Raw genomic sequence first — 25,298 nt, 5'->3', positions numbered from 1 at the left:
CCCGGGCGGCGCCGGGGCCGCGTTTCAATCACCCAGTGCGATCTTCGGGTTCTTGGCGTTGCGGCGGTACAGCGTCAGGGTGAACCCGATCCGTTGCACGCGTTCGGCACCGGTGGCTTCGATCAGCGACGCCGTGATCCGGTCGCGCTCTGCGCGTTCGACCCCCCCGAGGCGTACCTTGAGCAGCTCGTGGTGACCAAGGCCCTCTTCGACCGCCGCAAGGACGGTCGAGGAGAGTCCCTTGTGGCCGATGGTCACCACCGGTTTGAGGTGATGCGCCATTCGTCGAAGCTGTTTCTTTTGGGATACCGAGAGTTCCATGGGCCGGCTGGCTGTGATCGTGCTTGAAGGCGTGAATTTTAACGGATTGGTGCCGGAACCCGTCGGGGATTTTCCGAACACCGCGACTACGGCATGAATCTGTAACGTGCGCAGGGGCCATCGGGAGCGACGGAAGCACCGGACCCGGGATCCTTACCATGGCGGTTAAGGCGGGCAGGACCTGGCTGGAACGCCAGCACCGCGATGCCTTCACGAAAGAGGCCCGCGCGCGGGGATACCGCTCCCGGGCGGTCTTCAAGCTGGAGCAGATCGATCGCAAGTACCCTCTGTTCCGCCCGGGGATGACCGTGGTCGATCTCGGTGCTGCACCCGGTGGCTGGTCCCAGTATGCGGCCTCGCGTGTCGGAGCGGGGGGGCGGGTCATCGCCCTGGATCTGCTGGAGATCGCGCCCCTGAACAGGGTGACCGTCATTCGCGGAGACTTTACCGACAATGTGGTCCATGACCAGTTATTGACCGCACTGGGGGGCGCGTCGGCCCAGGTGGTCCTCTCGGACATGGCACCGAACCTGTCTGGCGTGCGCTCCGTCGATCAGCCACGCTCGCTGTACCTGGCAGAACTGGCGCTGGAACTGGCCGGGGAGGTATTGGCTGTGGAAGGGATCTTTCTGGTCAAGCTTTTCCAGGGAGACGGATTCGACCGCTATGTGGCCCAATGCCGTTCACGGTTCGTAAAGGTAAGTATTCACAAGCCCGAGGCGTCTCGGGCCGCCAGCAGGGAGGTATACCTGCTGGCCGGAGCCACGGGATGAAACCGCTTGGCCCGCTGTCTGTCTGATAGATGGGTGACGGGAGGCTTGCCATGTAGAAGCGGGGCCTTCTGGCGGCACAGGTGGATATGGTGTATGTTCGACCTATTAAGCGCGGCTCGATTTGTCGTGCCCGCGAGTTTGTGAGGTGACCTTTGAATGACATGGTGAAAAACCTGATTTTATGGGCGGTCATTGCCGTTGTGTTGATGTCCGTTTTCAATAATTTCAGTCCGCAGGGTACGCAGCCGGCGGCGCTGTCCTACTCCGAGTTTATACAGGAGGTCAAGAGCGGCCGGATCAAGAGCGTCGTGATCGACGGGCAGACCGTCAAGGGTGAGACCGTTTCCAACGCCAGGTTTACCACCTATGCCCCGGACGATCCGCAGATGATCAACGATCTGCTCGCCAACGACGTGAAGGTACAGGCGAATCCGCCCGAGAAACGATCGCTGCTGACGGACATCCTGATCAGCTGGTTCCCGATGTTGTTGCTGATCGGCGTGTGGATATTCTTCATGCGGCAGATGCAGGGCGGAGCCGGCGGTCGCGGTGCGATGACCTTCGGTAAGAGCAAGGCGCGCCTGATGAGCGAGGACCAGATCAAGGTCACCTTCGGCGACGTGGCCGGGGTGGAGGAGGCCAAGGACGAGGTACAGGAACTGGTCGAGTTTCTACGTGACCCGGGCAAGTTCCAGAAGCTCGGCGGGAAGATCCCGCGAGGCGTCCTGATGGTCGGCTCTCCCGGAACCGGCAAGACGCTGCTCGCCAAGGCGATCGCAGGCGAGGCCAAGGTCCCGTTCTTCAGCATCTCGGGTTCGGACTTCGTAGAGATGTTCGTCGGTGTGGGCGCCTCCAGGGTGCGCGACATGTTCGCCCAGGCCAAGAAGCACTCTCCCTGCATTATCTTCATCGACGAGATCGACGCCGTCGGGCGACATCGCGGCGCGGGACTGGGCGGCGGTCACGACGAAAGGGAGCAGACACTGAACCAGTTGCTCGTCGAGATGGACGGCTTCGAGGGTAACGAGGGCATCATCGTCATCGCCGCGACGAACCGGCCCGACGTGCTGGATCCAGCGCTCTTAAGGCCCGGACGATTCGACCGCCAGGTGGTGGTCCCGTTGCCGGACGTGCGCGGGCGCGAGCAGATCCTGAAGGTCCACATGCGGAAGGTCCCGATAGCAGACAACGTCAAGCCTGGCCTGATCGCCAGGGGCACGCCGGGTTTCTCGGGTGCCGACCTGGCGAACCTGGTGAACGAGGCGGCCCTGTTCGCGGCGCGGGCCAACAAGCGAATGGTCGACATGGAGGAATTCGAGCGCGCCAAAGACAAGATCATCATGGGCGCGGAGCGCAAGTCCATGGTGATGGGAGAGGAAGAAAAGCGGTTGACGGCCTACCACGAGGCGGGACACGCGATCGTCGGTCGGCTGGTTCCGGAACACGACCCGGTCTACAAGGTGAGCATCATCCCGCGGGGACGGGCCCTCGGCGTCACCATGTTTCTCCCCGAGGACGATCGCTACAGTCACAGCAAGCGCCGGCTAGAGAGTCAGATTTCCAGTCTTTTCGGTGGAAGGGTCGCCGAAGAGTTGATTTTTGGCGGCGAGGCGGTCACCACCGGTGCGGCGAATGACATCGAGCGCGCCACGGACATCTCGCGGAACATGGTAACCCGCTGGGGGTTGTCGGAAAAACTCGGTCCGCTGGCCTACAGCGAGGAGGAGGGTGAGGTGTTCCTCGGCCACTCCGTGACGCAGCACAAGATGCTGTCCGACGAGACCGCGCACGCCATTGACGAGGAGGTGCGGCATTTCATCGACACCAACTACGAGCGAGCCAAACGCCTGCTGGAAGATAACATGGAGAAACTTCACATGATGGCGGATGCCCTGATGAAGTACGAGACGATCGACGACAAGCAGATCGACAGCATCATGGAGGGCGAGGAGCCGGAACCTCCCCAGGAGTGGTCGGATGGTGAACCGCCGCAGTCGGGGGCCGGCGAGGCGGAAGACGGTAGCAGCAAGGGCACAATCGGCGGTCCGGCAGGACAGCACTGAAAAGGGCACTCGGTGAGGCGGCTGTCCGCGGCAAGGCGTTTCAATGAGGAAGCGACCTGCCCCGACCGGTACCGCGGTGGATTGTGCGTGTTGTGTCCTGGATCTTTCCCGGCCACGGGTCATGGGTATTCTCAACGTCACCCCCGATTCCTTTTCGGACGGGGGTGATTTTTTTACCCCCGTCCGCGCTCTGGACCGTGCAATGGCGATGGGCGGGGAAGGGGCGGCGATCATCGATGTCGGCGGAGAATCGACACGGCCTGGCGCCGAACCGGTTTCGGTCCAGGAAGAGATCGACAGGGTGGTTCCGGTTATCGAGGCGATCGTCGCGCACAGCGACTTACCGGTTTCCGTGGACACCAGCAAGCCGGCGGTGATGCGCGAGGCGATCCGCGCCGGCGCGGTACTGGTGAACGACGTGCGGGCACTGCAGGCCGAAGGTTCGCTCGAAGTCGTTCGCGACGCCGGCGTGGCGGTGTGCCTGATGCACATGCAGGGAGAACCGCGGACCATGCAGAAGACGCCGCAATACGATAACGTGACGGGCGAGGTGTACGCGTTCCTTGCGTCGCGCGTGCGGCATTGCGTCGCCGCCGGGATCGGTCGCAACCGGATGCTGGTGGATCCGGGGTTCGGGTTTGGCAAGTCCACCGACCACAACTATCGTCTGCTGGGCTCGTTGGAGAAGTTCGGGTCGCTCGGCGTGCCGCTGCTGGTCGGCATATCCAGGAAGCGAATGCTGGGTGCGGTCACCGGCGCCGGCACCGGGGAGCGTGTCTTCGCCGGCGTCGCGGCGGCCGTGATCGCGACCATGGAAGGTGCAAGGCTGATCCGCACACACGACGTCGGCCCGACCGTACAGGCGCTGGCCGTGGTTCAGGCGATAGTCGATGGAGAAGGGAAACAAGAAGGTTGTAATGAATAAGCGATTTTTTGGAACAGATGGTATACGCGGACGTGTCGGCGTGTCACCGATGACACCGGAGTTCGTACTCAAGCTCGGCTGGGCTGTCGGCAGGGTATTCGCGGAACAAGGCGCATCAGCAAAGATTCTGATCGGTAAGGACACACGTATTTCAGGATATATGCTGGAGTCGGCTCTGGAGGCGGGACTTTCGGCTGCCGGGGTGGGCATCCTCCTGCTCGGTCCCATGCCCACACCCGGTGTTGCCTATCTGACACGCACCTTCAGAGCCGCCGCCGGCATCGTCATCAGCGCTTCCCACAACCCATACTATGACAACGGCGTCAAGTTTTTCTCGGGCGACGGGGAGAAACTGCCGGACGATATCGAGGTGGCGATTGAGTCCGAGATGGACAAGGCGTTGGAGACGGTCGATTCGGGATCGCTCGGCAAGGCGGAACGCGTCGACGATGCCGCGGGCCGCTACATCGAGTTCTGCAAGAGTACGATCCCGACCGGTACGACACTGAACGGCATGACGCTGGTCGTCGATTGCGCGCACGGTGCGACCTACCACATCGCGCCGAACGTGTTCGAGGAACTCGGTGCCAGGGTCATTCGCATCGGAACGACCCCGAACGGATTGAACATCAACGAAGACTGTGGATCGACGGCACCGAGGGCGCTTCGAGCGGCTGTAATCGAGCATGAAGCGGACGCAGGCGTCGCAATCGATGGAGATGGCGATCGCCTGATCATGGCCGATGCGCAGGGAGAGGTCGTCGACGGGGACGAACTGCTCTATGTTATCGCGAAAAACCGGTTCGCGGAAGGCACGCTGGTGGGAGGTGTCGTCGGGACGCTGATGACGAACCTGGGACTGGAGCACGCCCTGGCGCGGGAGGGTATCGCCTTTCGGCGGGCCGCGGTCGGCGACCGGTACGTGATGGAGATGTTACACAGCGAGGGCTGGCAACTCGGGGGGGAATCCTCGGGCCATATCATCTGCCTCGACCGTACCACCACTGGAGATGCCATCGTCTCGGCACTTCAGGTGTTGCATGTCCTCGTCAGCCAGGAGCAGACACTGCATGCCGCCAAGAGCGGCATGGTCAAGTATCCGCAGGTCCTGATTAACGTACCGGTCTCCGACGCCAGTCTACTGGAGGACTCGACGCGCCTCCAGGGTGAGGTGGATGCCGCCGAAGCATCCCTCAATGGCAGAGGGCGCGTGCTGTTGCGCGCATCGGGTACCGAACCGCTGGTCCGGGTCATGGTCGAGGGCGACGACGGAAACCTGGTTCGGCAAGTTGCGGAGGGTATCGCCGCGGCGGTTAACGAAGCAGCGGCAAATTGATTGCTTCCCGGACCGGAAGTCAGGCAATCGTCGGAAAGGGATTTACCGGAACACACAGGAATTGCGTTCGTCCTCGAGGTGCGGCTGCCGGTGCATCGGCGAGACATGCCGCAGTTGTCCCTAGGAAAAGACAAGTGAGATGGTGGATTATTGGGCAGAAATCACCTAAGCTTGCGCGCCTGTTTTTGACCTAGGCCACAGCGCGGGGGCGCTGTGTTCGTCAACTCGAGTAGTCATCTGACTGGGAGACGCATGCATGCGGCAGATTCTGGTAGCCGGTAACTGGAAACTCAACGGCTCGATCGGCGGCTCCGGGGCACTTCTGGAGTCTATTACGGCGGGTATGGGTGAAGTCGGTGACGCCGAGGTCGCCGTCTGTCCGCCCTACGTCTATCTACCTCTGGCACAGGCGGCCTTGGCGGATTCGTCTATCGGCCTTGGCGCGCAGGACGTGTGTGACCAGGACAAGGGGGCATTCACCGGCGAGGTTTCCGCGCCGATGCTGGTGGAATTCGGTTGCCGGTATGTCATCGTGGGTCATTCGGAACGCCGCAGCCTGTACGGTGACAGCGACGAGATAGTGGCGAGAAAGTTCGCCGCCGCCACACGCGCCGGACTGATTCCGATACTCTGTGTCGGTGAACTGCTCGAGGAGCGGGAGAACGGAACGACGGAGGCCGTCGTCGCGCGCCAGATCGATGCGGTCATTTCGCACAATGGCGTCGCAGCCCTGTCGAAATCCGTCCTCGCCTACGAGCCGGTCTGGGCGATCGGAACGGGCAAGACCGCAACCCCAGACCAGGCCGAGGCCGTGCACGCCTTTGTCCGGCAGCGTGTTGCGCAGCAGGATGCGGGAGTCGCCGAAGGCCTGCGTATCCTCTACGGGGGCAGCGTCAAGGGCAGCAACGCAAAGGAGCTGTTTTCTATGCCGAACATCGACGGGGGGCTTATCGGCGGGGCATCGCTGGACGCCGGGGATTTTCTGAAGATCTGCACGGCGGGATGAGGTAAGCCGGAGTTGACGACGCTATACGCGATACTGATGGGCATCGATGTGTTGCTGGCCATCGCCATGGTGGGGTTCATCCTGTTGCAGCACGGCAAGGGCGCGGACGCGGGAGCCGCCTTCGGCAGTGGCGCATCCGCCACGGTGTTCGGGGCTCGCGGCTCGGGTTCGTTTCTGACCCGCACAACGGCAGTCCTCGCGGCGGCGTTCTTCATCAACAGCCTTACCCTTGCGTATCTCGCCCGGCAGACCCCGGTCGCCGACAGCGTGATCGAAGCCGCTGCCCCGGCAGGGGAACCGGTCGCCGGACCCGACACGCTGCCGGCTTCGGGGGAAGCGGACGTCCCCTTGGGCGCATCGTCGGACATCCCTGCCGATGCCCCGGACACGGTACCCGGACCGGTGACCGGGGGCTCGGGTGGTCTGGATGACGTCCCGAGGTAACTGATTGTTCAGCGGGGAATTTTATTCCGTCCGCTGGGGTTCTCGAAGGAGTTTTCCGGCGTATGCATGCAAGAATAAGCGGCGCTGATGGAGAGATAATTACGAACCATTAGAAAGGTTCAAGCCGATGTGGTGGAATTGGTAGACACGCTGTCTTGAGGGGGCAGTGGCGAAAGCCGTGCCGGTTCGACTCCGGCCATCGGCACCAACGGTTCTGCAGGGACGCGAGGAACATCGCAGTCATAAGGTCGTCCAAATAGTCATCCTGCAGGTTTCGTGTCAAGGGGCACGCCTCACCCTTAGATCGGCTGTACGCCGGTTCGCTCCGTGGTCTCAAGATGCTCGCAGAATATTTGCCAATCCTGATCTTCCTGGTGATCGCCCTCGCCATCGGTATCGTGGCGATCTCGCTGGGCGCCATGCTCGGACCGAGGCGGCCGGACCCGGCAAAGGACTCTCCCTACGAATGCGGGTTTGAGGCCTTCGAGGATGCACGGATGAAATTCGACGTGCGTTATTACCTCGTCGCCATCCTGTTCATCATTTTCGATCTGGAAATCGCGTTTCTCTTCCCCTGGGCCGTTGCACTGGACAGTATTGGCCTGTTCGGCCTGCTTGCGATGGCGCTGTTTCTGACCGTGCTCATCGTCGGGTTCGTCTACGAGTGGAAGAAGGGGGCTCTGGAATGGGAATAGAAGGGGTACTCGAGAGAGGGTTCGTTACCACGAGCGCGGACAAGCTGATCAACTGGGCACGTACCGGTTCGATGTGGCCGGTCAGCTTCGGGCTTGCCTGCTGCGCCGTCGAGATGATGCATGCGGGGGCGTCGCGGTACGATCTCGACCGGTTCGGGATGCTGTTCCGCCCCAGCCCGAGGCAATCCGACGTCATGATCGTGGCCGGTACCCTGGTCAACAAGATGGCCCCGGCGCTTAGGAAGGTCTACGATCAGATGGCCGAGCCTCGCTGGGTCATTTCGATGGGGTCCTGCGCCAACGGCGGTGGTTATTACCACTACTCCTACTCCGTGGTCAGGGGCTGTGACCGTATCGTGCCGGTCGATGTCTATGTGCCCGGATGCCCTCCCACACCCGAAGCGCTACTTTTCGGGATCCTCCAACTGCATAACAAGATCAGGAACACGAACACCATTGCCCGCTAGTGACAGTCAACGCGGGTTCTTTCGTCATACATGGCAGCCCTCGGGTCACCACGTAATCCGTCGGTCTGACGTGAAGACGGTTCGAGAACCCCGTGTCGCTGGTGGCGATGTGGGCAGCCTATGAGTGAACGACAGGACAAACTCGCCTCGCAACTCGAGGCCGCGTTCGGGAATGCGCTGGGAACCTGCAGGATCGAGCGAGGCAAGCTGATCCTGGAGGTCGCGCCCGCGAACCTGATCGAGGTCGGCATGCGCCTGCGTGACGAGTTCGAGTTCGACATGCTGATGGACGTGGCCGGTATCGACTACCTGTCCTTCGGGATCGGCGAGTGGTCTACGGAAACCTCTACGGGGGAGGGCTTCAGCCGTGGGGTGGAGAAGACCAGTTTCGGGCGGTTCTCGTTTCATGATGCACCGTCGATTCCCCGCAGCGACCGCCCACGTTTTGCTTCCGTTTACCAATTGCTGTCCATTGCACGCAACGCGCGTGCGATACTTCGATGTCACTGCGAGGACGACGATTTCCCGATGATGCCATCGGTCACGAAGATCTGGAATTCGGCGAACTGGTACGAGCGCGAGGCGTTCGATCTCTACGGCATCGTTTATGAGGGTCATCCCGACCTGCGCCGCCTGCTTTCGGACTATGGATTCATCGGGCACCCGTTTCGCAAGGATTTCCCGCTGGTCGGGAATGTGGAGATGCGTTTCGATCCCGAACAGGGACGCGTGGTCTACGAACCGACCTCCATCGAGCCACGGGTGCTTGTCCCCAAGGTGATTCGCGACCATCACCGGGACATCGATGCCGAATCCGAATCCGAATCCGAATCGGAGGGCGGGCGGAATGCCTGAGATTCGCAACTTCACGATGAATTTCGGTCCCCAGCATCCGGCGGCGCACGGCGTGCTGCGGCTCGTGCTCGAAATGGACGGTGAAGTCATCCAGCGTGCCGATCCGCACATCGGTCTGCTGCATCGCGCGACCGAAAAGCTGGCCGAGAGCAAGCCCTACAATCAAAGCATCGGGTACATGGATCGTCTGGACTATGTGTCCATGATGTGCAACGAACACGGCTACGTGCTCGCGATTGAGGACCTGCTCGGTATCCAGGCGCCGATCCGGGCGCAGTACATCCGGGTGATGTTCGACGAGATCACACGGATCCTGAATCATCTGCTCTGGCTCGGGTCCCACGCCCTGGACGTGGGTGCGATGACCGTATTCCTGTACGCGTTCCGCGAGCGAGAGGACCTGATGGACTGCTACGAGGCCGTCTCCGGTGCGCGTCTGCATGCGACCTACTATCGCCCCGGTGGCGTCTATCGGGACCTTCCCGGCGAGATGCCCCGGTACGCGGAGAGTCGCTGGAGATCCCCCAGGGACGTCGAACGTCTTAACCAGGCCCGTCAGGGATCGTTGCTGGATTTCATTGAGGAGTTCACCGGTCGATTTCCCGCCTGCGTCGATGAGTACGAGACGCTGCTGACCGACAACCGGATCTGGAAGCAGCGGACCGTCGGCATCGGGACCGTATCGCCGGAGCGCGCCAAACAACTGGGATTCAGCGGCCCCATGCTGCGCGGTTCCGGTGTGGAGTGGGACCTGAGGAAGAAGCAGCCCTACGAGGTCTACAACTCGCTGGATTTCGACATACCCGTCGGCGTCAACGGCGATTGCTACGATCGCTACCTGGTACGCATCGAGGAGATGAGGCAATCCAACGCCATCGTCCGCCAGTGCGTGGACTGGCTGCGGGCGAATCCCGGTCCGGTGATGCACGAGGACCACAAGATCACGCCGCCTGAACGCGAGGAGATGAAGGCGGACATGGAGTCGCTGATCCATCACTTCAAGCTGTTCACCGAGGGTTACTGCCTGCCGGAAGGCGAGACCTATGCAGCGGTGGAACATCCGAAGGGCGAATTCGGGGTTTATCTGGTTTCCGACGGCGCCAACAAACCCTATCGGGTGAAGATACGCGCGCCGGGTTTCGCCCACCTGGCGGCGCTGGACGAGATGTCGCGGGGACACATGCTCGCCGATGTCGTGGCGATCATCGGGACACAGGACATCGTCTTCGGGGAGATTGATCGCTGATGAGCGCACAGACCCACAAGGTGCCGGGCCCGGACGGACTTTCCGAGCACGTCAGGCAGGAGATCGACACCTGGCTCGAACGCTACCCGGAAGACCGCAAACAATCCGCGGTGCTCGCCGCGCTGCGCGCGGTGCAACATGAGAACGCATACCTGAGCCCGGACTCCATGAAGGCCGTGGCGGCCTACCTGGGACTGTCCGACATCGCGGTGTTCGAGGTAGGTTCGTTCTATTCCATGTTCAACATCGAACCCGTCGGCCGGCACGAAATCTCCGTCTGCACGAACGTCTCGTGCATGCTTCGGGGTGCGGACGAGATCGTCGCGCATCTCGAGGACCGGCTGGGCGTCAAGCTCGGCGGATCGACCCCGGACGGCAAATTCTTCCTCAAGCGCGAGGAGGAGTGTCTGGCGGCCTGTTGCGGCGCCCCGATGATGCAGATCGATCACGTCTACCACGAGAACCTCACCCCGGAACGGGTGGATCAACTCCTGGACGAACTGGATTGAACCGATGACCGAGCAAGTCTGCTACGCGACACTCTCCAAAGAGGAGCCCTGGAGCTACGAGACCTACCTCTCGCTCGGGGGTTATCGGGCCTGGCGAGATATCCTCGAGAAGAAGACCTCGCCAGAGGAGATCATCGAGGAGGTCAAGGCATCCGGTTTGCGGGGTCGTGGTGGTGCGGGTTTCCCCACCGGGTTGAAGTGGAGCTTTATGCCGCGCAAGTCCGGGGCCCAGAGCTATATCGTCTGCAATTCGGACGAGTCGGAGCCGGGCACCTGCAAGGACCGCGACATCCTGCGTTTCAACCCGCATGCCCTGGTGGAGGGTATGGCGATCGCCGGGTACGCGATCGGCGCGACCGTGGGTTACAACTACATGCGCGGAGAGTTCCTCGACGAGCCCTACGAGCGTTTTTCCCGGGCGCTGCGGGAGGCCTACGAACAGGGCCTGCTTGGAAAGGACATCCTGGGTTCGGGTGTGGATTTCGATCTCTATGGTTCGCTCGGGGCCGGTGCCTACATCTGCGGCGAGGAGACGGCGTTGCTTGAGTCCCTTGAGGGCAAGAAGGGTCTGCCCCGCTTCAAGCCGCCGTTTCCTGCGAACTACGGGCTGTACGGGCGACCGACGACCATCAATAACACCGAAACCCTGTCTTCGGTGCCGGCTATCATGCGCAACGGCGGGCAGTGGTTCGCCGACCTGGGGATTCCCAACAATGGCGGCGTAAAATGCTTCTCTGTCTCGGGGCACGTGGAACGGCCAGGCAACTACGAGGTCCCTCTCGGCACACCGTTTCCGGAACTGCTCGAGATGGCCGGCGGGATCTGGAAGGGCAGGACGCTCAAGGCGGTAATCCCCGGCGGCTCCTCGGTGCCGGTGCTTTCCGCCGATGCGATGATGGGCTGCACCATGGACTATGACTCGATCGCCAAGGCCGGATCCATGCTCGGCTCGGGGGCGGTCATCGTCATGGACGAGATCACCGACATGGTGCAGGTGCTGCGAAGGATATCTCGGTTCTATTTCTCGGAATCCTGCGGGCAGTGTACGCCCTGTCGCGAAGGCACCGGCTGGCTGTACCGGATGTTGACCCGGATCGTGGACGGCCGGGGGAGGCCGGAAGATCTGGTGCGCCTCGAAGACGTCGCGCACAAGATCGAGGGCAGAACGATCTGCGCGCTCGGCGATGCGGCCGCGATGCCGGTATGGAGCTTCGTCAAGCAATTCCGGCCGGAGTTCGGGTACTACATCGAGCACGGTCACAGCATGCTGGACAACGGCGCGCGAGACGCGGCATGAGACGTGTGGGCGCTGGCAAGGATACGGGCTGCGGGGACACATGAGCGAGGAAAGGGTCAGTATCGAGGTCAACGGCGTCCCCCTGCAGGTGCGCAAGGGCGCCATGCTGATCGAGGTGACGGACGAGGCGGGCATCGACGTGCCGCGCTTCTGCTATCACAAGAAACTGTCGGTCGCCGCCAATTGCCGCATGTGTCTGGTGGAGGTCGAACGCGCGCCCAAGCCCATGCCGGCCTGCGCGACCCCGGTGACCGAGGGGATGAAGGTATTTACCCGTTCGCCCAAGGCGATCGCCGCTCAAAAGGCCACCATGGAGTTTCTGCTCATCAATCACCCGCTGGACTGCCCGGTATGCGACCAGGGCGGGGAGTGCGAATTGCAGGATGTCGCCATGGGCTACGGCGAGGACGTTTCGCGCTATAGCGAGAGCAAGCGCGCCGTCAGGGATAAGGATATCGGACCCCTGATCGCAACGGATATGACGCGCTGCATCCATTGCACGCGATGCGTGCGTTTCGGCGATGAGATCGCGGCGCTACGCGAACTGGGCGCGACCGGCCGCGGTGAGTTCTTGGAAATCGGTACCTATGTCGAGAAGGCCGTGAGTTCGGAACTCTCCGGCAACGTCATCGACCTGTGTCCGGTCGGGGCCCTGACCGCCAAACCGTCCCGCATGGGCGCACGGGCCTGGGAACTGCTGCAACATGCCGCGGTTTCCCCGCATGATGGTGTGGGATCGAATCTGTTCGTCCATACCAGCCGCGGAAAGGTGGTACGGGTCGTGCCGCGAGAGAACGAGGCCGTCAACGAGACCTGGATCTCCGATAGGGACCGTTTCAGCTATCAGGGTCTGTACAGCGAGGATCGTGTGGCGAACCCGATGGTGAAGCGCGACGGTGAATGGCAGACCGTCGACTGGCAGACCGCGCTGGACGCGATGGCCGATGGCCTGCGAAGCGTCCCCTGCGGGGAGGTCGGGGCGCTGCTATCACCGAATGCGACGACCGAGGAGATGTTCCTGCTCCAGAAACTGCTCCGAGGGATCGGTTCAAGCCGGATCGAACACCGCTTGCGTCAGTCCGATTTCAGTGACGAGGCCCATGCTCCGCTGTTTCCCTGGCTGGGACAGACCATCGCCGATCTGGAGTCGGTCGACGCCTTTCTGCTCGTCGGTTCCTGGGTTCGCAAGGAGCAGCCGATCCTCGCCCACCGATTGCGCAAGGCGGTCGCCCGCGGTGCAGGGGCGATGGTCGTCAATCCGCGCGATTTCGAGTTTCTCTTCCCGCTCGAGGAGCGGGTGATTTCCGCACCCCAGGATATGGTCGCGGCGCTGGCCCGAATCGCCAGGGCCGCGCTCGACGGTTCGGGAAACAAGGCTCCCACCGTACTGAAGTCATTGCTGGAGGGGGCGGAACCCGACGAGGTGTCCCGAAGGATCGCCGCCCGGCTGACCGAGGCGGGGGGATCGACGCTGCTGCTCGGCCCCATGGCGATGAATCATCCAGCCTTTTCCGTGCTACGGGCGCTGGGTGCACTGATCGCGGAGCAATCCGGGGCGGAACTGGGTTATCTCGCCGAAGGGGCCAATGCCGCCGGGGCGTGGCTTGCCGGTTGTGTACCCCATCGATTGAGCGGCGGGCGAGAGAATGCCGATGCCGGAGGGCGCCGCGTGCGGGAGATGATCGACGATCTCACGGCCTGTGTCCTGCTGTCGGTGGAGCCGGAGTTCGACTGCGACGATCCGGCAGGTGTCCTGCGATCGCTCGCGGGCAAGGCGTTCGTCGCGGCCCTGGCACCCTATGCGAGCGAGCGGACGCGGGCCTACGCCGATGTGATCCTGCCCATCGCCGCGTTCGCGGAGACCTCGGGAACCTTCGTCAACAGCGAGGGACGCTGGCAGAGTTTCAACGGGGCCGGTTCGCCGCCCGGCGAGGCGAGACCGGGATGGAAGGTGCTTCGGGTGCTCGGCAACGCCTTGGATCTCGAAGGCTTCGGATATCAGTCCTCCGCCCAGGTACTGGAGGAGATCCGGTCCGAGTTTCCGATGGAGCTGGAATTCAGCAACCGGCTCCCCACCGCCCACGAGCCCGGGACATTCGAATTCAACGGGGAACTGTTCCGGGCCTTCGGTACGCCCATTTACGCAACCGATGCCGTCGTACGGCGGGCGGCCGCGTTGCAGCAGACGGAAGACGCGGCGCCGGCAACCGTTTCACTGAATCCGGGGCAGGCGAAAACCCTGGCGCTGGCTGACGCGGAGTGGGTATTGGTGACGCAGAATGGCGGCACCGAGAAGCTGCGCCTGGAGATCGATGATTCGGTCCCCGACGGATGCGCCTGGATCCCGGCCGGTATGCCCGGGACCGAGACGCTGGGCATGGGATTCGGCCCTTTGAAGCTGGAGAGGGGCTGAACGCAGATGACGGAATTCCTCACCTCCCAGTGGATGTCGATTCCAGTCGATATCCGGACCGTAGCCCTCATCGTCGGCAAGATCGTCCTGATCCTCATTCCGCTGATGCTGAGTGTGGCGTATCTGACCTTTGCCGAAAGGAAGATTATCGGCTACATGCAGATCCGTATCGGGCCCAATCGTGTCGGCCCGAAAGGCTGGTTGCAGCCCATTGCGGACGCGGTCAAGTTGTTGTTCAAGGAAATCGTTATCCCGACGAATGCCAACCGGGCGCTGTTCCTCGCCGCACCGCTGCTCGCCCTGGGTCCGGCACTCGCGGCCTGGGCCGTGATACCGTTCAACGACGGCTGGGTGCTGTCGGATATCAATGCCGGGCTGCTGTATGTACTGGCACTCACCTCGATCGGTGTCTACGGCGTCATCATTGCGGGCTGGGCATCCAATTCGAAGTACGCGCTGCTGGGAGCGATGCGCTCCGCGGCGCAGATCGTGGCCTATGAGATCGCGATGGGATTCGCGCTGGTCGCGGTGCTCATGCCGGCAGGAAGTCTCAACTTCGGTGATATCGTCAGGGCGCAGCAGGGAAGCATCCTGCACTGGTACTGGTTGCCACTGCTGCCGATCTTTCTGGTCTATTTCATCTCGGGTGTCGCCGAGACCAACCGTGCACCATTCGACGTGGCGGAAGGAGAATCAGAGATCGTCGCCGGTTTCCACGTCGAGTATTCCGGGATGGGATTTGCCGTATTCTTCCTCGCCGAATATGCCAACATGATCCTGATCGGGGCGCTCACCGCGTTGCTGTTCTTTGGCGGCTGGCTGTCGCCGTTCGAGGGGGTGCTGCCCGCCTCGGCGATGGAGATTCCCGTACTCGGTACGTTCCTCGGTGGCGGGCTGCACTGGTTCGTCTTCAAGACGGCTTTCTTTCTGTTCTGTTTTCTCTGGTTCCGGGCGACGTTTCCGCGTTACCGCTATGACCAGATCATGCGTTTGGGCTGGAAGGTGCTGATCCCCGTCACGCTGGTGTGGATCTTCGTCGAGGGCGCGGCGATCGCGCTGAATATTGGCCCCTGGTTCGACTGAGGGAGCGGATCGTCATGATGGCGTCGGTGAAGCATTTTTTTCAGAGCTTTCTCCTGCTGGAACTGCTGAAGGGCATGCGCCTGACGGGATATCGGCTGTTCACCCGCAAGTTTACGGTCCAGTATCCGGAGGAGCAGGCGCCGCGATCGCCGCGGTTCCGCGGTCTGCATGCCCTGCGCAGATATCCCAACGGCGAGGAGCGCTGCATTGCGTGCAAACTGTGCGAGGCCGTGTGCCCCGCGCTGGCCATCACCATCGACTCCGAGGAGCGCGAGGACGGTACCCGGCGGACCACGCGATACGATATCGATCTGTTCAAGTGCATCTATTGCGGGTTCTGCGAGGAGGCCTGCCCGGTGGACTCCATCGTCGAGACGCGGATAGACGACTACCACTTCGAGAATCGGGGAGAGCAGATCATGACCAAGGACAAGCTGCTCGCGATCGGCGACAAGTACGAAGCACAGATCGCCGCGGACAGGGCCGCGGATGCGGCCTACCGCTAGGAAAGGCCTGATGCATGGTGTGCGCTCCGTGAGTCGGCGATGCCTCCGGAACAGGACAACAGGACATGAATTCCTATGAGTTTTACTGAGGTCGTTTTTTTTGTCTTCGCCTCGATCATGGTGCTGTCGGCGCTGCGTATGATCACCGTGCGCAACCCGGTTCTCGCGGCGTTGTTTCTCGTCCTCACCTTTTTTTCGGGCGCGGCGATCTGGCTGCTTGCCGAAGCCGAGTTTCTCGCAATCGTACTGGTCCTCGTCTACGTGGGCGCCGTGATGGTCCTGTTTCTGTTCGTGGTCATGATGCTCGACATCAACATCGCGCGGATGAGAGAGGGATTCATCAAGTATCTTCCGGTCGGTGTGTTCGTGGCGATCGTGCTGCTCGTCGAGATGGTGCTCGTGGTGGGGGCGAAGACCTTCGATGACTCGAGCGCGCCGGTCCCGGCACCCGAGGGATTCGACAATACCCAAGCCCTGGGCAGCGTACTCTATACGGAGTACGTCTATCCGTTCGAGATTGCCGCCGTGATCCTGCTGGTCGCCATTGTCGCGGCGATCGCGCTGACGCTCAGGAAGCGACCCGAGACCCGGTACCAGAATCCGGCCAGGCAGGTCCGCGTGAAACGGGAAGACCGGGTCAGGTTGGTCAAGATGGAAGGGGAGCGTTCCTGAACGCAAGTGCCCGGTCGAGAAGCATGGCGAGGATCCGTGGAGGTTCCGCGGCGGTTCCTAGAGGTTGAACAAGACGAACGGGATCCGGCGGGCCGGATTCGACATTCCGTTGATGGGAAGGGATAGGGATTCACGATGGTTCCTCTGGCTAATTTTCTGGTGCTCGGCGCCGTACTTTTTGCACTCAGCGTGGCGGGAATCTTCCTGAACCGGAAGAACGTCATCATTCTGCTGATGTCGATCGAATTGATGCTGCTGGCGGTCAATACCAATTTCGTCGCCTTCTCCTACTATTCGAGCGACATGGCGGGACAGGTGTTCGTCTTCTTCGTCCTGACGGTCGCCGCGGCGGAGGCCGCGATCGGCCTGGCGATCGTGGTGCTGCTGTTCCGCAACCGCGGCACCATCAATGTCCAGGATCTGGACTCGATGAAGGGTTAGAGGCATGGAAGGGATCTATCTCGCAATTCCCCTGGCCCCTTTGGTCGGCTCCATCGCCGCGGGCCTCTTCGGGCGGCAGATCGGCCGCACCGGCGCGCACACGGTCACGATCCTGGGCGTGGCGATCTCCTTCATGCTGTCGCTGATCGTGTTCTGGCACTTCGCGTTGAAGGGTGCGGAACCCTTCAACGGTCCCGTGTACACGTGGCTGGTCAGCGAGGGTGTCACCTTCAGCATCGGTTTTCTCATCGACCAGCTCACCGCGTTGATGCTCGTTGTCGTGACGTTCGTCTCGCTGATGGTGCACATCTACACCATCGGATACATGAGCGACGATCCCGGATACCAGCGTTTTTTCAGTTACATCGCCCTGTTCACCTTCTCGATGCTGATGCTGGTGATGTCCAACAACTTCCTGCAGCTGTTCTTTGGCTGGGAGGCGGTGGGCCTGGTGTCTTATCTGCTGATCGGTTTCTGGTACACGCGCGAGTCGGCGATCTATGCCGGTCTCAAGGCGTTCCTGGTCAACCGCGTGGGTGATTTCGGCTTCCTGCTGGGTATCGGGGCGGTACTGGCCTATACCGGTTCCATGGACTACGCAACCGTATTCGGCCAGGCCGAAGCCGTCTCCAGGGAGACCATCTCCATCTTCCCGGGGTCGGAGTGGTCTGCGATTACGGTCATCTGTCTCCTTCTGTTCGTCGGGGCGATGGGTAAGTCCGCGCAGATGCCGCTGCATGTCTGGCTGCCGGACTCGATGGAGGGCCCCACCCCCATCTCCGCGCTGATCCACGCGGCGACCATGGTGACCGCGGGCGTTTTCATGGTGGCCCGGATGTCACCCCTTTTCGAGTACAGCCAGGTGGCGCTCGGGGTCGTCCTGGTCATCGGATCGCTCACGGCGTTCTTCATGGGTCTGGTTGGTATCGTGCAGAACGACATCAAACGGGTCATCGCCTATTCGACGCTGTCTCAGCTCGGCTACATGACCGCGGCCCTGGGGGCCTCCGCCTATGCCGCCGGTATCTTCCATCTCATGACGCACGCGTTCTTCAAGGCGCTGCTGTTCCTGGCGGCCGGGTCGGTGATCGTCGCCATGCACCACGAGCAGGACATGCGCAAGATGGGCGGACTCAGGAAGTACATGCCGATCACCTACTGGACCTCGGTGGTCGGCTCGCTGGCACTGGCGGGCATCCCGATCTTCGCGGGTTTCTTTTCCAAGGACACGATCATCGAGGCGGTCCACCTTTCCGAGGCGCCGGGTGCCACACTCGCCTACTGGCTCGTGCTGATCTCGGTCTTCGTCACCGCCCTGTATACGTTTCGTCTGCTGTTCATGGTCTTCCACGGAACCGGGCGGATGGACGAGCACACGCGTTCGCATCTGCATGAGACGCCCGCCGTCGTGACCGTGCCGCTGATCATGCTCGCCATCCCCTCGGTGCTGGCGGGATTCGTCATCGGCCCGCTCATCTTCGGCGGTTTCTTCGGTGACTCGATCGTGGTACATCCGGACCACAACGTGCTGGCGCATCTCGGCGAGCACTACCACGGTGTGTGGCCCTTCGTGTTGCATGGCCTGATGGCTCCCCCGTTCTGGCTGGCGCTGGCCGGTATCGCCACGGCCTGGGTTTTCTTCTACTGGCGGCCGGAGCTGGCCGAACGGGCGAAATCCCGTCTGGCACTGCCGTATCGCATCCTGGTTAGCAAATACGGTTTCGACGAGTTCAACGAGTTTTTCTTCGCCGGTGGGGCGCGCGGAATCGGCAAGGCCCTGTGGAAGGGTGGCGATGTGTTCTTCATCGACGGTCTGCTGGTCAACGGGTCGGCAAGAGCCGTCGGCTGGGTGTCCGGGCGGATTCGCGGGATCCAGACCGGGTATCTGTATCACTACGCTTTCGCGATCATCATCGGTTTGATCGTGTTTCTGGCGAGGTTTCTGTTTTCTGGATAAGGGCCGTGGGTCCGGGCCCGGTGCGGCTGCACCGATGGCCGATTGACGACATGGGAAAGTATAATGCTTGAGTGGCCTGTGCTCAGCCTGTTGATCTGGATACCCATCCTGGGTGGGTTTCTCGTCATAGCGGTGGGAGACAAGGGAAACGGTGCCCGGCGTATCGCGCTCGCCGTGTCTGTGCTGACCTTCGCGTTGAGTCTCATCCTGTTCACGGATTTCGACCGGTCCACGCACGAGATGCAGTTCGTCGAAATGCTGCACTGGATCAGCGCCTTCAATATCAACTACCACCTCGGCGTCGACGGGATCTCCGTGCCCCTGATCATCCTGACCACGTTCACGACCATTCTGGTCGTCATGGCGGGCTGGGAGGTTATCCAGTATCGCGTGTCGCAGTACATGGCCACGTTCCTGGTGATGGAAGGTCTGATGATCGGGGTGTTCTGCGCGCTTGACTCGATCCTGTTCTACATCTTCTTCGAGGCCATGCTGGTGCCGATGTTTCTCATCATCGGGATCTGGGGCGGACCGAACCGGGTGTACGCGACCCTCAAGTTCTTTCTGTATACGTTTCTCGGGTCGGTGTTCATGCTGGTCGCGCTGGTCTACATGTATTCCAAATCCGGCAGCTTCGGCATACTCGATTACCACGGCCTCAAGCTGGGGATGACCGAGCAGGTCCTGATCTTTCTGGCGTTTCTGGCGGCGTTCGCGATCAAGGTTCCCATGTGGCCGGTGCACACCTGGTTGCCGGACGCCCACGTAGAGGCGCCGACCGGCGGATCGGTGATCCTGGCGGCGATTCTGCTCAAGATCGGCGGCTATGGTTTCCTGCGGTTCAGTCTGCCGATCACGCCGGACGCCAGTCATAGCCTGGACTGGCTGATCATTCTCATGTCCCTGGTCGCCGTCGTGTACATCGGCTTCGTCGCGCTGGTGCAGCAGGACATGAAGAAGCTGATCGCCTATTCGTCGATTGCGCACATGGGATTCACGACCCTCGGCATCTTCGTCGTCTTCAGTATCCTTGACCGAACCGGCGGGACCTCCGGTGCCACCCTGGGGATGGAGGGAGGGATCGTCCAGATGATCTCCCACGGGTTCATCTCCGGGGCGCTGTTCCTGTGCGTGGGCGTTCTCTATGATCGCGTGCACAGCCGTCAGATCGGAGACTACGGCGGTGTGGTCAATACCATGCCGGTGTTCGCCTCGTTTTTCGTGCTGTTCGCGCTGGCCAACTCCGGATTGCCCGGCACCTCCGGGTTTGTCGGTGAGTTCATGGTTATTCTGTCCAGTTTCAAGGCGAATTTCTGGTTTGCCTTCCTCGCGGCAACGACCTTGATACTCGGCGCCGCCTATTCGTTGTGGCTGGTCAAACGGGTGGTTTTCGGCAACGTGGCGAACCGGAACGTGGAGGGCCTGCAGGACATCAATCGTCGCGAGTTCATCGTACTGGGTTCCCTCGCAGCGGTAGTGCTGCTGTTCGGCATCTGGCCGGCGCCACTGGTCGACCTGATGGCTGCCAGCGTGGAGCATCTCGTTCAGCACGTCACCGTTTCGAAACTTTAGATTTCCGGATATACATGAACCAGTTCCAATCCGACATCCTGATGGTCGTCCCCGAGTTGTTCATGCTCGGCATGATCTGCTTGATACTCGTCGTCGATCTGTTCCTCGAGGAATCGCGACGGGACCTGACCTACTGGCTGTCCGTGCTGACGCTTGTAGGCGCGTTCGTTCTCACGGCAACGATGTTCAGTTTCGGTGAGGGAAATCGGCTGGGATTCGGTGGTCAGTTCGTCATGGACGACATGGCCGTCCTGCTCAAGTCCTCGATCTATCTGATCATGATCGCGGTGTTCGTCTACTCGCGACCCTACCTCAAGGACCGGGAGTTGTTTCGCGGTGAGTACTATGTCCTGGGTCTGTTCGGTGTCCTGGGCATGATGATCATGGTTTCGGCTCACAATTTCCTGACCATCTACCTGGGACTGGAATTGCTCGCGCTGTCGCAATACGCGCTGGTGGCGATTTCACGTGACTCGGGCGTGGCGAGCGAGGCCGCGGTCAAGTACTTCGTCCTCGGTGCGATCGCCTCGGGCATGCTGCTGTACGGCATGTCGATACTGTATGGCCTGTCCGGCAGTCTCGACCTGGCGGAGATCAGTAACTATCTGGCGACGAATACGGGAAAGAATCTCTACATGGCGTTCGGGCTCTCGTTCGTCGTCGTGGGTGTGGGGTTCAAACTTGGAGCGGTCCCGTTTCATATGTGGGTGCCGGACGTCTATCACGGGGCACCGACCTCCGTGACGCTCTATATCGGTTCGGCGCCGAAGATCGCGGCGTTCGCGATGGTCATCCGATTGCTGGTTGAAAGCATGGGCAGCCTGTTTGCCGACTGGCACCAGATGCTCGTGGTGCTCGCGGCCCTCTCGATGGCCATCGGCAACGTCATCGCGATCGCGCAATCGAACATCAAGCGTATGCTGGCCTATTCCACCATTGCACACGTCGGCTTCATTCTGATGGGAATCCTGGCGGGAACGCCCGAAGGATATTCAGCGGCCATGTTCTACGCCATCGTCTACGCCATCATGGCCGCCGGCGGGTTCGGCATGATTCTGGTCCTCAGCCGGCAGGGATTCGAGCCGGAGAACATCGAGGACTTCAAAGGGCTCAATGACCGAAGTCCGTGGTTCGCATTCATCATGCTCCTGTTGATGTTCTCCATGGCCGGTGTTCCCCCGACGGTGGGTTTCTACGCGAAATTCAGCGTCATTCAGGCAGCTGTTCGTGTGGACCTCGTATGGCTGGCGGTCTATGCCGTCGTGTTTTCGGTGGTCGGGGCGTTCTACTACCTGCGGGTAGTGAAATTGATGTACTTCGACAAGTCGGACGATGACACCGTCATTGCTCCCGTAACCGACGCCGGGGTCGTGATGAGCGCCAACGGACTGTTGATGCTGATCCTGGGTCTGTTCCCCGGGGGATTGATGGCGCTTTGTGCCAACGCCACCAACTGGTAAGGCATGCGAGGGACGCGCCGGTCCGGTCCGGCGCGTCGCAGTCGCACGCGCTTGCGATGTGATTGGCGCGATGCGCATCCGATGATCGATCGGCAAGGGTGAATTGTCTGCCTTTGCCGATTGCATTCCCCGTGATCCATACGTACAATTCGTCCTTCTGTTGCGGGGTGGAGCAGTCTGGCAGCTCGTCGGGCTCATAACCCGAAGGTCGCAGGTTCAAATCCTGCCCCCGCTACCAGTCTTGGAAGCAATTGCCACCTGTTGTCCCAACAATCCCGCGTAGTTTCCAGCCAGGATCGCCGTCAGGCCGCCGGATTCCGGCACTCGACGGATCTCACCGCCCACGAGCTGCCGCACAGTATTTCACGGGCGCGGTCCACATCCATACGCAGATTCTCCTTGAGCTGCTCGCGAATGCCGGCGAGCAGGCGCTCCTCGAGGCGCTTGCGGGTCACGGTGAGTTCCATGTCGCAAACAGCCCGTCCGCGATTGCGGTGGATGGTGCAGCCATAGCGGCGGGCGTCGATCATGGCCATGGGTCCGCCGCAGGCGCCGCAGACCGCGATCCCGGAGAACAGGTGCCGCGGCGGCGCGGCGTCGTCAACGGCGCAGTGGTAAATGCTGCCGCCAGTGCACCCCTCCTTGATCTCCGGGTGCAGGGCCTTCACGGTGCGGTAGCAGCGGTTGTTCCAGAATTTCCAGGGAACGGGCAAGTTCAAGGCGCGGTAGGCGTTGGCGAGGATGGCGTTGTCGAAATCCGAGCCGTTGCCCCAGACGATGGTGTCCTCTTCGAGCCATTCCTCGAACTCGATCAGGGCGTAATCAATCTCGGTTCCCTCCTCGGCGAACTGCGCGCGAGCCGATTCGCTGCGCTGCATCCACCACAGAATGGTGCTCGGATCCATGCGCAGTCTTGCATCGACGCTGCTTTGAAGCGACACGATGCAATGGAAGCGGTCGGTAATCTCGGTATCGAAGCGCACGGCCCCGATGGCGATGATGGCCGCGTCCGCGCTGGTGCCCATGGTTTCGAGGTCGATCATGTTCCCAGTCGGCGTTTGTCGTCGGCGGGTTGTCCGTATCGTTGATCGGCCTTTCCCGCGCGGCCTTGAACGCCGCCTTGACCTCGTCCGCTGAAACGGGTTTGCCGCCGATCATCGGAGTGGCGCGCTCGAAGAAGCCGTCGTCTAGTTCCGGCGCGTCGTCTGGTTCCATTTCCCGTTCGTTATCGTTGTCGGAGGATGTCATGGCGCGGTTACGCGGCGCGAGATCTCGCCGGCGATCGCCGCGTCCTTTTCAGCCATGGTGACCTCCAGGTCGTAACCGGATTGCAGGTTCATCCAGTACGGCGGCGTGGTGCCGAGACACCGGGCCAGGCGCAAGGCCGTGTCCACGGTGTTCGAGCGGCGGCCTTTCAGGATGTTGGTGATGCGGTTGGCGGGCACGCGCAATGCGCCGGCAAGCGCATTGGCCGACAGGCCGAGCGGCTCCATGTATTCATGCAGCAGGATGTCTGCGGGGCTGGTCGGCGGGATGGCCGCGCCTCGCGGATCGACGACTTCCGAGAAATCGATTTCCCGCAAAGCCTCGCGTTTGATGCTCATGCGTTTCTTCTAACGTATTCGCGAAGGACCTCGTCCAGGCGGGTCTGCCAACCTTTTCCAGTGCCCTTGAAGTACGCCAACACCTCGGGTGAGAGGCGGATGTATATGGGTTGCTTTGTGGGTGTTTTCTGGGGGCCACGGCCCTTCAGCTTGCCCGCCTTGTATGCCTTGACGACATCGGGAACGACCTCATCGGCTGGTCGCATCTGCGCGATCTCCTCGTCGCTCAATTCACGGGCGTCGGGATCACGGGCGATTCCGGCATTGATTTCGGCATCCTCACGTTCAGTGGGGATGATGAGCTTTGTTTTCGACATAACGCTTGACCTCGCGGCGGTTTGCCTTGCGCAGGCTGATGATTCGGATGAGCTGCGCCCGGAGCGTAGACACCATGACGTGGAGACGGTTGCCGATCGGCCCATAGGCGATCAGGCGCAGTTCCTGGTCGTGATTGCGGAAATCGATTCTGATCTGTGCCTCGGTCCAGTCGAACCCTTCCGCATCGATGAAATCCACGTCATGGGTCTCGCGATTTATCTGGCGTTTGTTTTCATCCCATTCGTAATGCATACGCTTATCGTATATACAAAATATAAATATCACAAGTATCTTGTATATACGTTATGTGAGCGTGTCGACGATGTCTGATACGGCCGCGAATCCCGTGGCCGCCTATCAGGCGGTGCTGGATCAGTTGACCGCCTATGGCCTCGAGGTGGAGCACCTCGATACGACCGGGGTGTTGCGGTCGGGTGCGCCACCGCGAGGACAAGCGCGGCCGCAAGGCCGGCTGGTACGTGGCGCACGAGTTCACGACCAGCGCCTGGGCGCGTACCGATCACCGGGGCCTTCGGCTGGTGGCGGGACGATTGGGGGAAGGAAGGGTCAGGTCTTGCAATATAACATTTCGGTCTGCGCCCGACAACGGTAGGACGGGTAATTCGCAGCCGAGTGTTATTATGCGAGACCTGACCCCGTGTATACTCAAGTCCCTGCCGTGCCGGGTCATCCTCTCCGGCTACCCGTCCACCCTGTATGACGGCATGCTGGAAGATTGGAACTGCGTGGCACTACAGACCATGACCTGGGGCGGCCCGCGCACGGAGAAGCTCTGGTACAACTACGACATCGACCGCGCGCACTGGGCCACCTACGCGGGAAAGGACTTCACCGATCGCCAGCGCATCAAGCGCAAGGCCGAACGTTGGGCAAAGAATTACCAGGCGCTACCCCCCCCGGTGAACGGCTCGCTCTGTTGGCGGCAATCATGGCGGTGGAGACGGATTAACGACGTGACAGCCCCCGCCGTGAAGGGCAATGGACTGCCCGGCCCGGACAAGGCAGGGCTGGAGAACTGCCCAAGGCCAAGCTCATCGCGATAATCCTCGAACAACGCGAGTACACGCGCATCCGGCTTGAAGGAAAAGACAAGCAGATAACCGAACTGAGCGAACAGCTCGCCAAACTGCAAGGCGAGATCGACAAGGAAAAGGCCGGGCAGAAGATCAAGGACATCAACCAGCACGTCAACCAACCGACCTCGAAGAAACCGGAATGGGACAAGGACGGCTACCCGAAGCCGGCCACCAAGCACCAAAAGGAAAAAACGAACAAAAACAAACGGCGCAAAAAGCGAACCGGTTGCGGCAACCA

The 25,298-nt window shown here is 61.3% G+C and carries 26 protein-coding genes and 2 tRNA genes; 23 read left to right on the top strand and 5 right to left on the bottom strand.

Going from position 1 to position 25,298, the window contains the following annotated elements; genetic code table 11:
- Positions 1-24: 24 nt before the first annotated feature.
- Positions 25-321, bottom strand: a complete 297-nt coding sequence (gene yhbY, locus LJE91_06235) for a ribosome assembly RNA-binding protein YhbY (GenBank protein ID MCG6868331.1) — start codon at positions 319-321, stop codon at positions 25-27.
- A 158-nt stretch (positions 322-479) separates the two neighbouring features.
- Between yhbY and LJE91_06230 the strand changes: the two genes are divergently transcribed.
- The 22 genes from LJE91_06230 (at position 480) to LJE91_06125 (ending at position 22,279) form a co-directional block, all read left to right on the top strand.
- Positions 480-1,094, top strand: coding sequence for an RlmE family RNA methyltransferase (locus LJE91_06230; protein MCG6868330.1), 615 nt, complete (start codon positions 480-482; stop codon positions 1,092-1,094).
- 161 nt (positions 1,095-1,255) lie between these two features.
- Positions 1,256-3,157: an ATP-dependent zinc metalloprotease FtsH gene (gene ftsH, locus LJE91_06225; GenBank protein ID MCG6868329.1), complete on the top strand. Its 1,902-nt coding sequence runs from the start codon at positions 1,256-1,258 to the stop codon at positions 3,155-3,157.
- Between the two features lie 43 nt (positions 3,158-3,200).
- The gene (folP, locus tag LJE91_06220) at positions 3,201-4,082 is read left to right on the top strand and encodes a dihydropteroate synthase (GenBank protein ID MCG6868328.1); all 882 of its coding nucleotides are present in this window, start codon (positions 3,201-3,203) and stop codon (positions 4,080-4,082) included.
- Positions 4,075-5,418, top strand: coding sequence for a phosphoglucosamine mutase (gene glmM, locus LJE91_06215; protein MCG6868327.1), 1,344 nt, complete (start codon positions 4,075-4,077; stop codon positions 5,416-5,418). The genes folP and glmM overlap by 8 nt, the downstream gene beginning before the upstream one ends.
- A 256-nt stretch (positions 5,419-5,674) precedes the next feature.
- Positions 5,675-6,424 (top strand): triose-phosphate isomerase, encoded by a 750-nt coding sequence (tpiA, locus tag LJE91_06210; protein MCG6868326.1) that lies wholly within the window; start codon positions 5,675-5,677, stop codon positions 6,422-6,424.
- Between the two features lie 36 nt (positions 6,425-6,460).
- Entirely contained in the window at positions 6,461-6,868 is a 408-nt protein-coding gene (secG, locus tag LJE91_06205) for a preprotein translocase subunit SecG (GenBank protein MCG6868325.1), read from the top strand.
- Between the two features lie 123 nt (positions 6,869-6,991).
- Positions 6,992-7,076: transfer RNA gene (locus LJE91_06200), tRNA-Leu, on the top strand.
- 130 nt (positions 7,077-7,206) lie between these two features.
- Positions 7,207-7,563 (top strand): NADH-quinone oxidoreductase subunit A, encoded by a 357-nt coding sequence (locus LJE91_06195; GenBank protein MCG6868324.1) that lies wholly within the window; start codon positions 7,207-7,209, stop codon positions 7,561-7,563.
- Positions 7,554-8,030, top strand: coding sequence for an NADH-quinone oxidoreductase subunit B (locus tag LJE91_06190; GenBank protein ID MCG6868323.1), 477 nt, complete (start codon positions 7,554-7,556; stop codon positions 8,028-8,030). Before LJE91_06195 ends, LJE91_06190 begins: the two co-directional genes overlap by 10 nt.
- Before the next feature lie 120 nt (positions 8,031-8,150).
- Positions 8,151-8,885: an NADH-quinone oxidoreductase subunit C gene (locus LJE91_06185; protein ID MCG6868322.1), complete on the top strand. Its 735-nt coding sequence runs from the start codon at positions 8,151-8,153 to the stop codon at positions 8,883-8,885.
- The gene (locus LJE91_06180) at positions 8,878-10,131 is read left to right on the top strand and encodes an NADH-quinone oxidoreductase subunit D (protein ID MCG6868321.1); all 1,254 of its coding nucleotides are present in this window, start codon (positions 8,878-8,880) and stop codon (positions 10,129-10,131) included. The genes LJE91_06185 and LJE91_06180 overlap by 8 nt, the downstream gene beginning before the upstream one ends.
- Positions 10,131-10,640 (top strand): NAD(P)H-dependent oxidoreductase subunit E, encoded by a 510-nt coding sequence (locus LJE91_06175; protein MCG6868320.1) that lies wholly within the window; start codon positions 10,131-10,133, stop codon positions 10,638-10,640. The genes LJE91_06180 and LJE91_06175 overlap by 1 nt, the downstream gene beginning before the upstream one ends.
- Positions 10,641-10,644: 4 nt before the next feature.
- Positions 10,645-11,937, top strand: a complete 1,293-nt coding sequence (gene nuoF, locus LJE91_06170; protein MCG6868319.1) for an NADH-quinone oxidoreductase subunit NuoF — start codon at positions 10,645-10,647, stop codon at positions 11,935-11,937.
- A 40-nt stretch (positions 11,938-11,977) separates the two neighbouring features.
- On the top strand, positions 11,978-14,350 hold the full coding sequence (gene nuoG / locus LJE91_06165) for an NADH-quinone oxidoreductase subunit NuoG (protein ID MCG6868318.1): 2,373 nt from the start codon (positions 11,978-11,980) through the stop codon (positions 14,348-14,350).
- A gap of 6 nt (positions 14,351-14,356) precedes the next feature.
- Entirely contained in the window at positions 14,357-15,433 is a 1,077-nt protein-coding gene (gene nuoH / locus LJE91_06160) for an NADH-quinone oxidoreductase subunit NuoH (GenBank protein MCG6868317.1), read from the top strand.
- A 17-nt stretch (positions 15,434-15,450) separates the two neighbouring features.
- Positions 15,451-15,939: an NADH-quinone oxidoreductase subunit NuoI gene (gene nuoI / locus LJE91_06155; GenBank protein MCG6868316.1), complete on the top strand. Its 489-nt coding sequence runs from the start codon at positions 15,451-15,453 to the stop codon at positions 15,937-15,939.
- A 75-nt stretch (positions 15,940-16,014) separates the two neighbouring features.
- Positions 16,015-16,611 (top strand): NADH-quinone oxidoreductase subunit J, encoded by a 597-nt coding sequence (locus LJE91_06150; protein ID MCG6868315.1) that lies wholly within the window; start codon positions 16,015-16,017, stop codon positions 16,609-16,611.
- A gap of 135 nt (positions 16,612-16,746) precedes the next feature.
- Positions 16,747-17,052 carry an NADH-quinone oxidoreductase subunit NuoK gene (nuoK, locus tag LJE91_06145; protein ID MCG6868314.1) on the top strand — a complete coding sequence of 102 codons (306 nt, stop codon included), beginning with the start codon at positions 16,747-16,749 and terminating at the stop codon, positions 17,050-17,052.
- 4 nt (positions 17,053-17,056) lie between these two features.
- The gene (nuoL, locus tag LJE91_06140) at positions 17,057-19,009 is read left to right on the top strand and encodes an NADH-quinone oxidoreductase subunit L (protein ID MCG6868313.1); all 1,953 of its coding nucleotides are present in this window, start codon (positions 17,057-17,059) and stop codon (positions 19,007-19,009) included.
- Between the two features lie 60 nt (positions 19,010-19,069).
- Positions 19,070-20,581 carry an NADH-quinone oxidoreductase subunit M gene (locus LJE91_06135; GenBank protein MCG6868312.1) on the top strand — a complete coding sequence of 504 codons (1,512 nt, stop codon included), beginning with the start codon at positions 19,070-19,072 and terminating at the stop codon, positions 20,579-20,581.
- A gap of 14 nt (positions 20,582-20,595) precedes the next feature.
- A complete protein-coding gene (nuoN, locus tag LJE91_06130) occupies positions 20,596-22,041 on the top strand; it encodes an NADH-quinone oxidoreductase subunit NuoN (protein MCG6868311.1) in 1,446 nt (481 codons plus the stop codon).
- Positions 22,042-22,202: 161 nt separating this feature from the next.
- Positions 22,203-22,279: transfer RNA gene (locus LJE91_06125), tRNA-Met, on the top strand.
- A gap of 64 nt (positions 22,280-22,343) precedes the next feature.
- Here LJE91_06125 and LJE91_06120 read toward each other — a convergent pair.
- The 4 genes from LJE91_06120 to LJE91_06105 form a co-directional block, all read right to left on the bottom strand.
- A complete protein-coding gene (locus LJE91_06120) occupies positions 22,344-23,084 on the bottom strand; it encodes a 3'-5' exoribonuclease (GenBank protein MCG6868310.1) in 741 nt (246 codons plus the stop codon).
- Positions 23,085-23,285: 201 nt separating this feature from the next.
- Complete coding sequence (locus LJE91_06115) at positions 23,286-23,645, bottom strand: HigA family addiction module antidote protein (protein ID MCG6868309.1); 360 nt, start codon at positions 23,643-23,645, stop codon at positions 23,286-23,288.
- A complete protein-coding gene (locus tag LJE91_06110) occupies positions 23,642-23,962 on the bottom strand; it encodes a BrnA antitoxin family protein (protein MCG6868308.1) in 321 nt (106 codons plus the stop codon). Before LJE91_06110 ends, LJE91_06115 begins: the two co-directional genes overlap by 4 nt.
- Positions 23,931-24,215: a BrnT family toxin gene (locus LJE91_06105; GenBank protein ID MCG6868307.1), complete on the bottom strand. Its 285-nt coding sequence runs from the start codon at positions 24,213-24,215 to the stop codon at positions 23,931-23,933. The genes LJE91_06110 and LJE91_06105 overlap by 32 nt, the downstream gene beginning before the upstream one ends.
- Before the next feature lie 389 nt (positions 24,216-24,604).
- On the opposite strand from LJE91_06105, the gene LJE91_06100 reads away from it, so the two are divergent.
- A complete protein-coding gene (locus tag LJE91_06100; GenBank protein MCG6868306.1) occupies positions 24,605-25,027 on the top strand; it encodes a hypothetical protein in 423 nt (140 codons plus the stop codon).
- Positions 25,028-25,298: the final 271 nt, after the last annotated feature.

It is taken from the genome of Gammaproteobacteria bacterium, from assembly GCA_022340215.1.
In the GTDB taxonomy this organism is placed as follows: domain Bacteria; phylum Pseudomonadota; class Gammaproteobacteria; order JAJDOJ01; family JAJDOJ01; genus JAJDOJ01.
The sequence above is the reverse complement of the archived record's forward strand: the minus strand, read 5'-3'. Positions and strand labels throughout refer to the sequence as shown.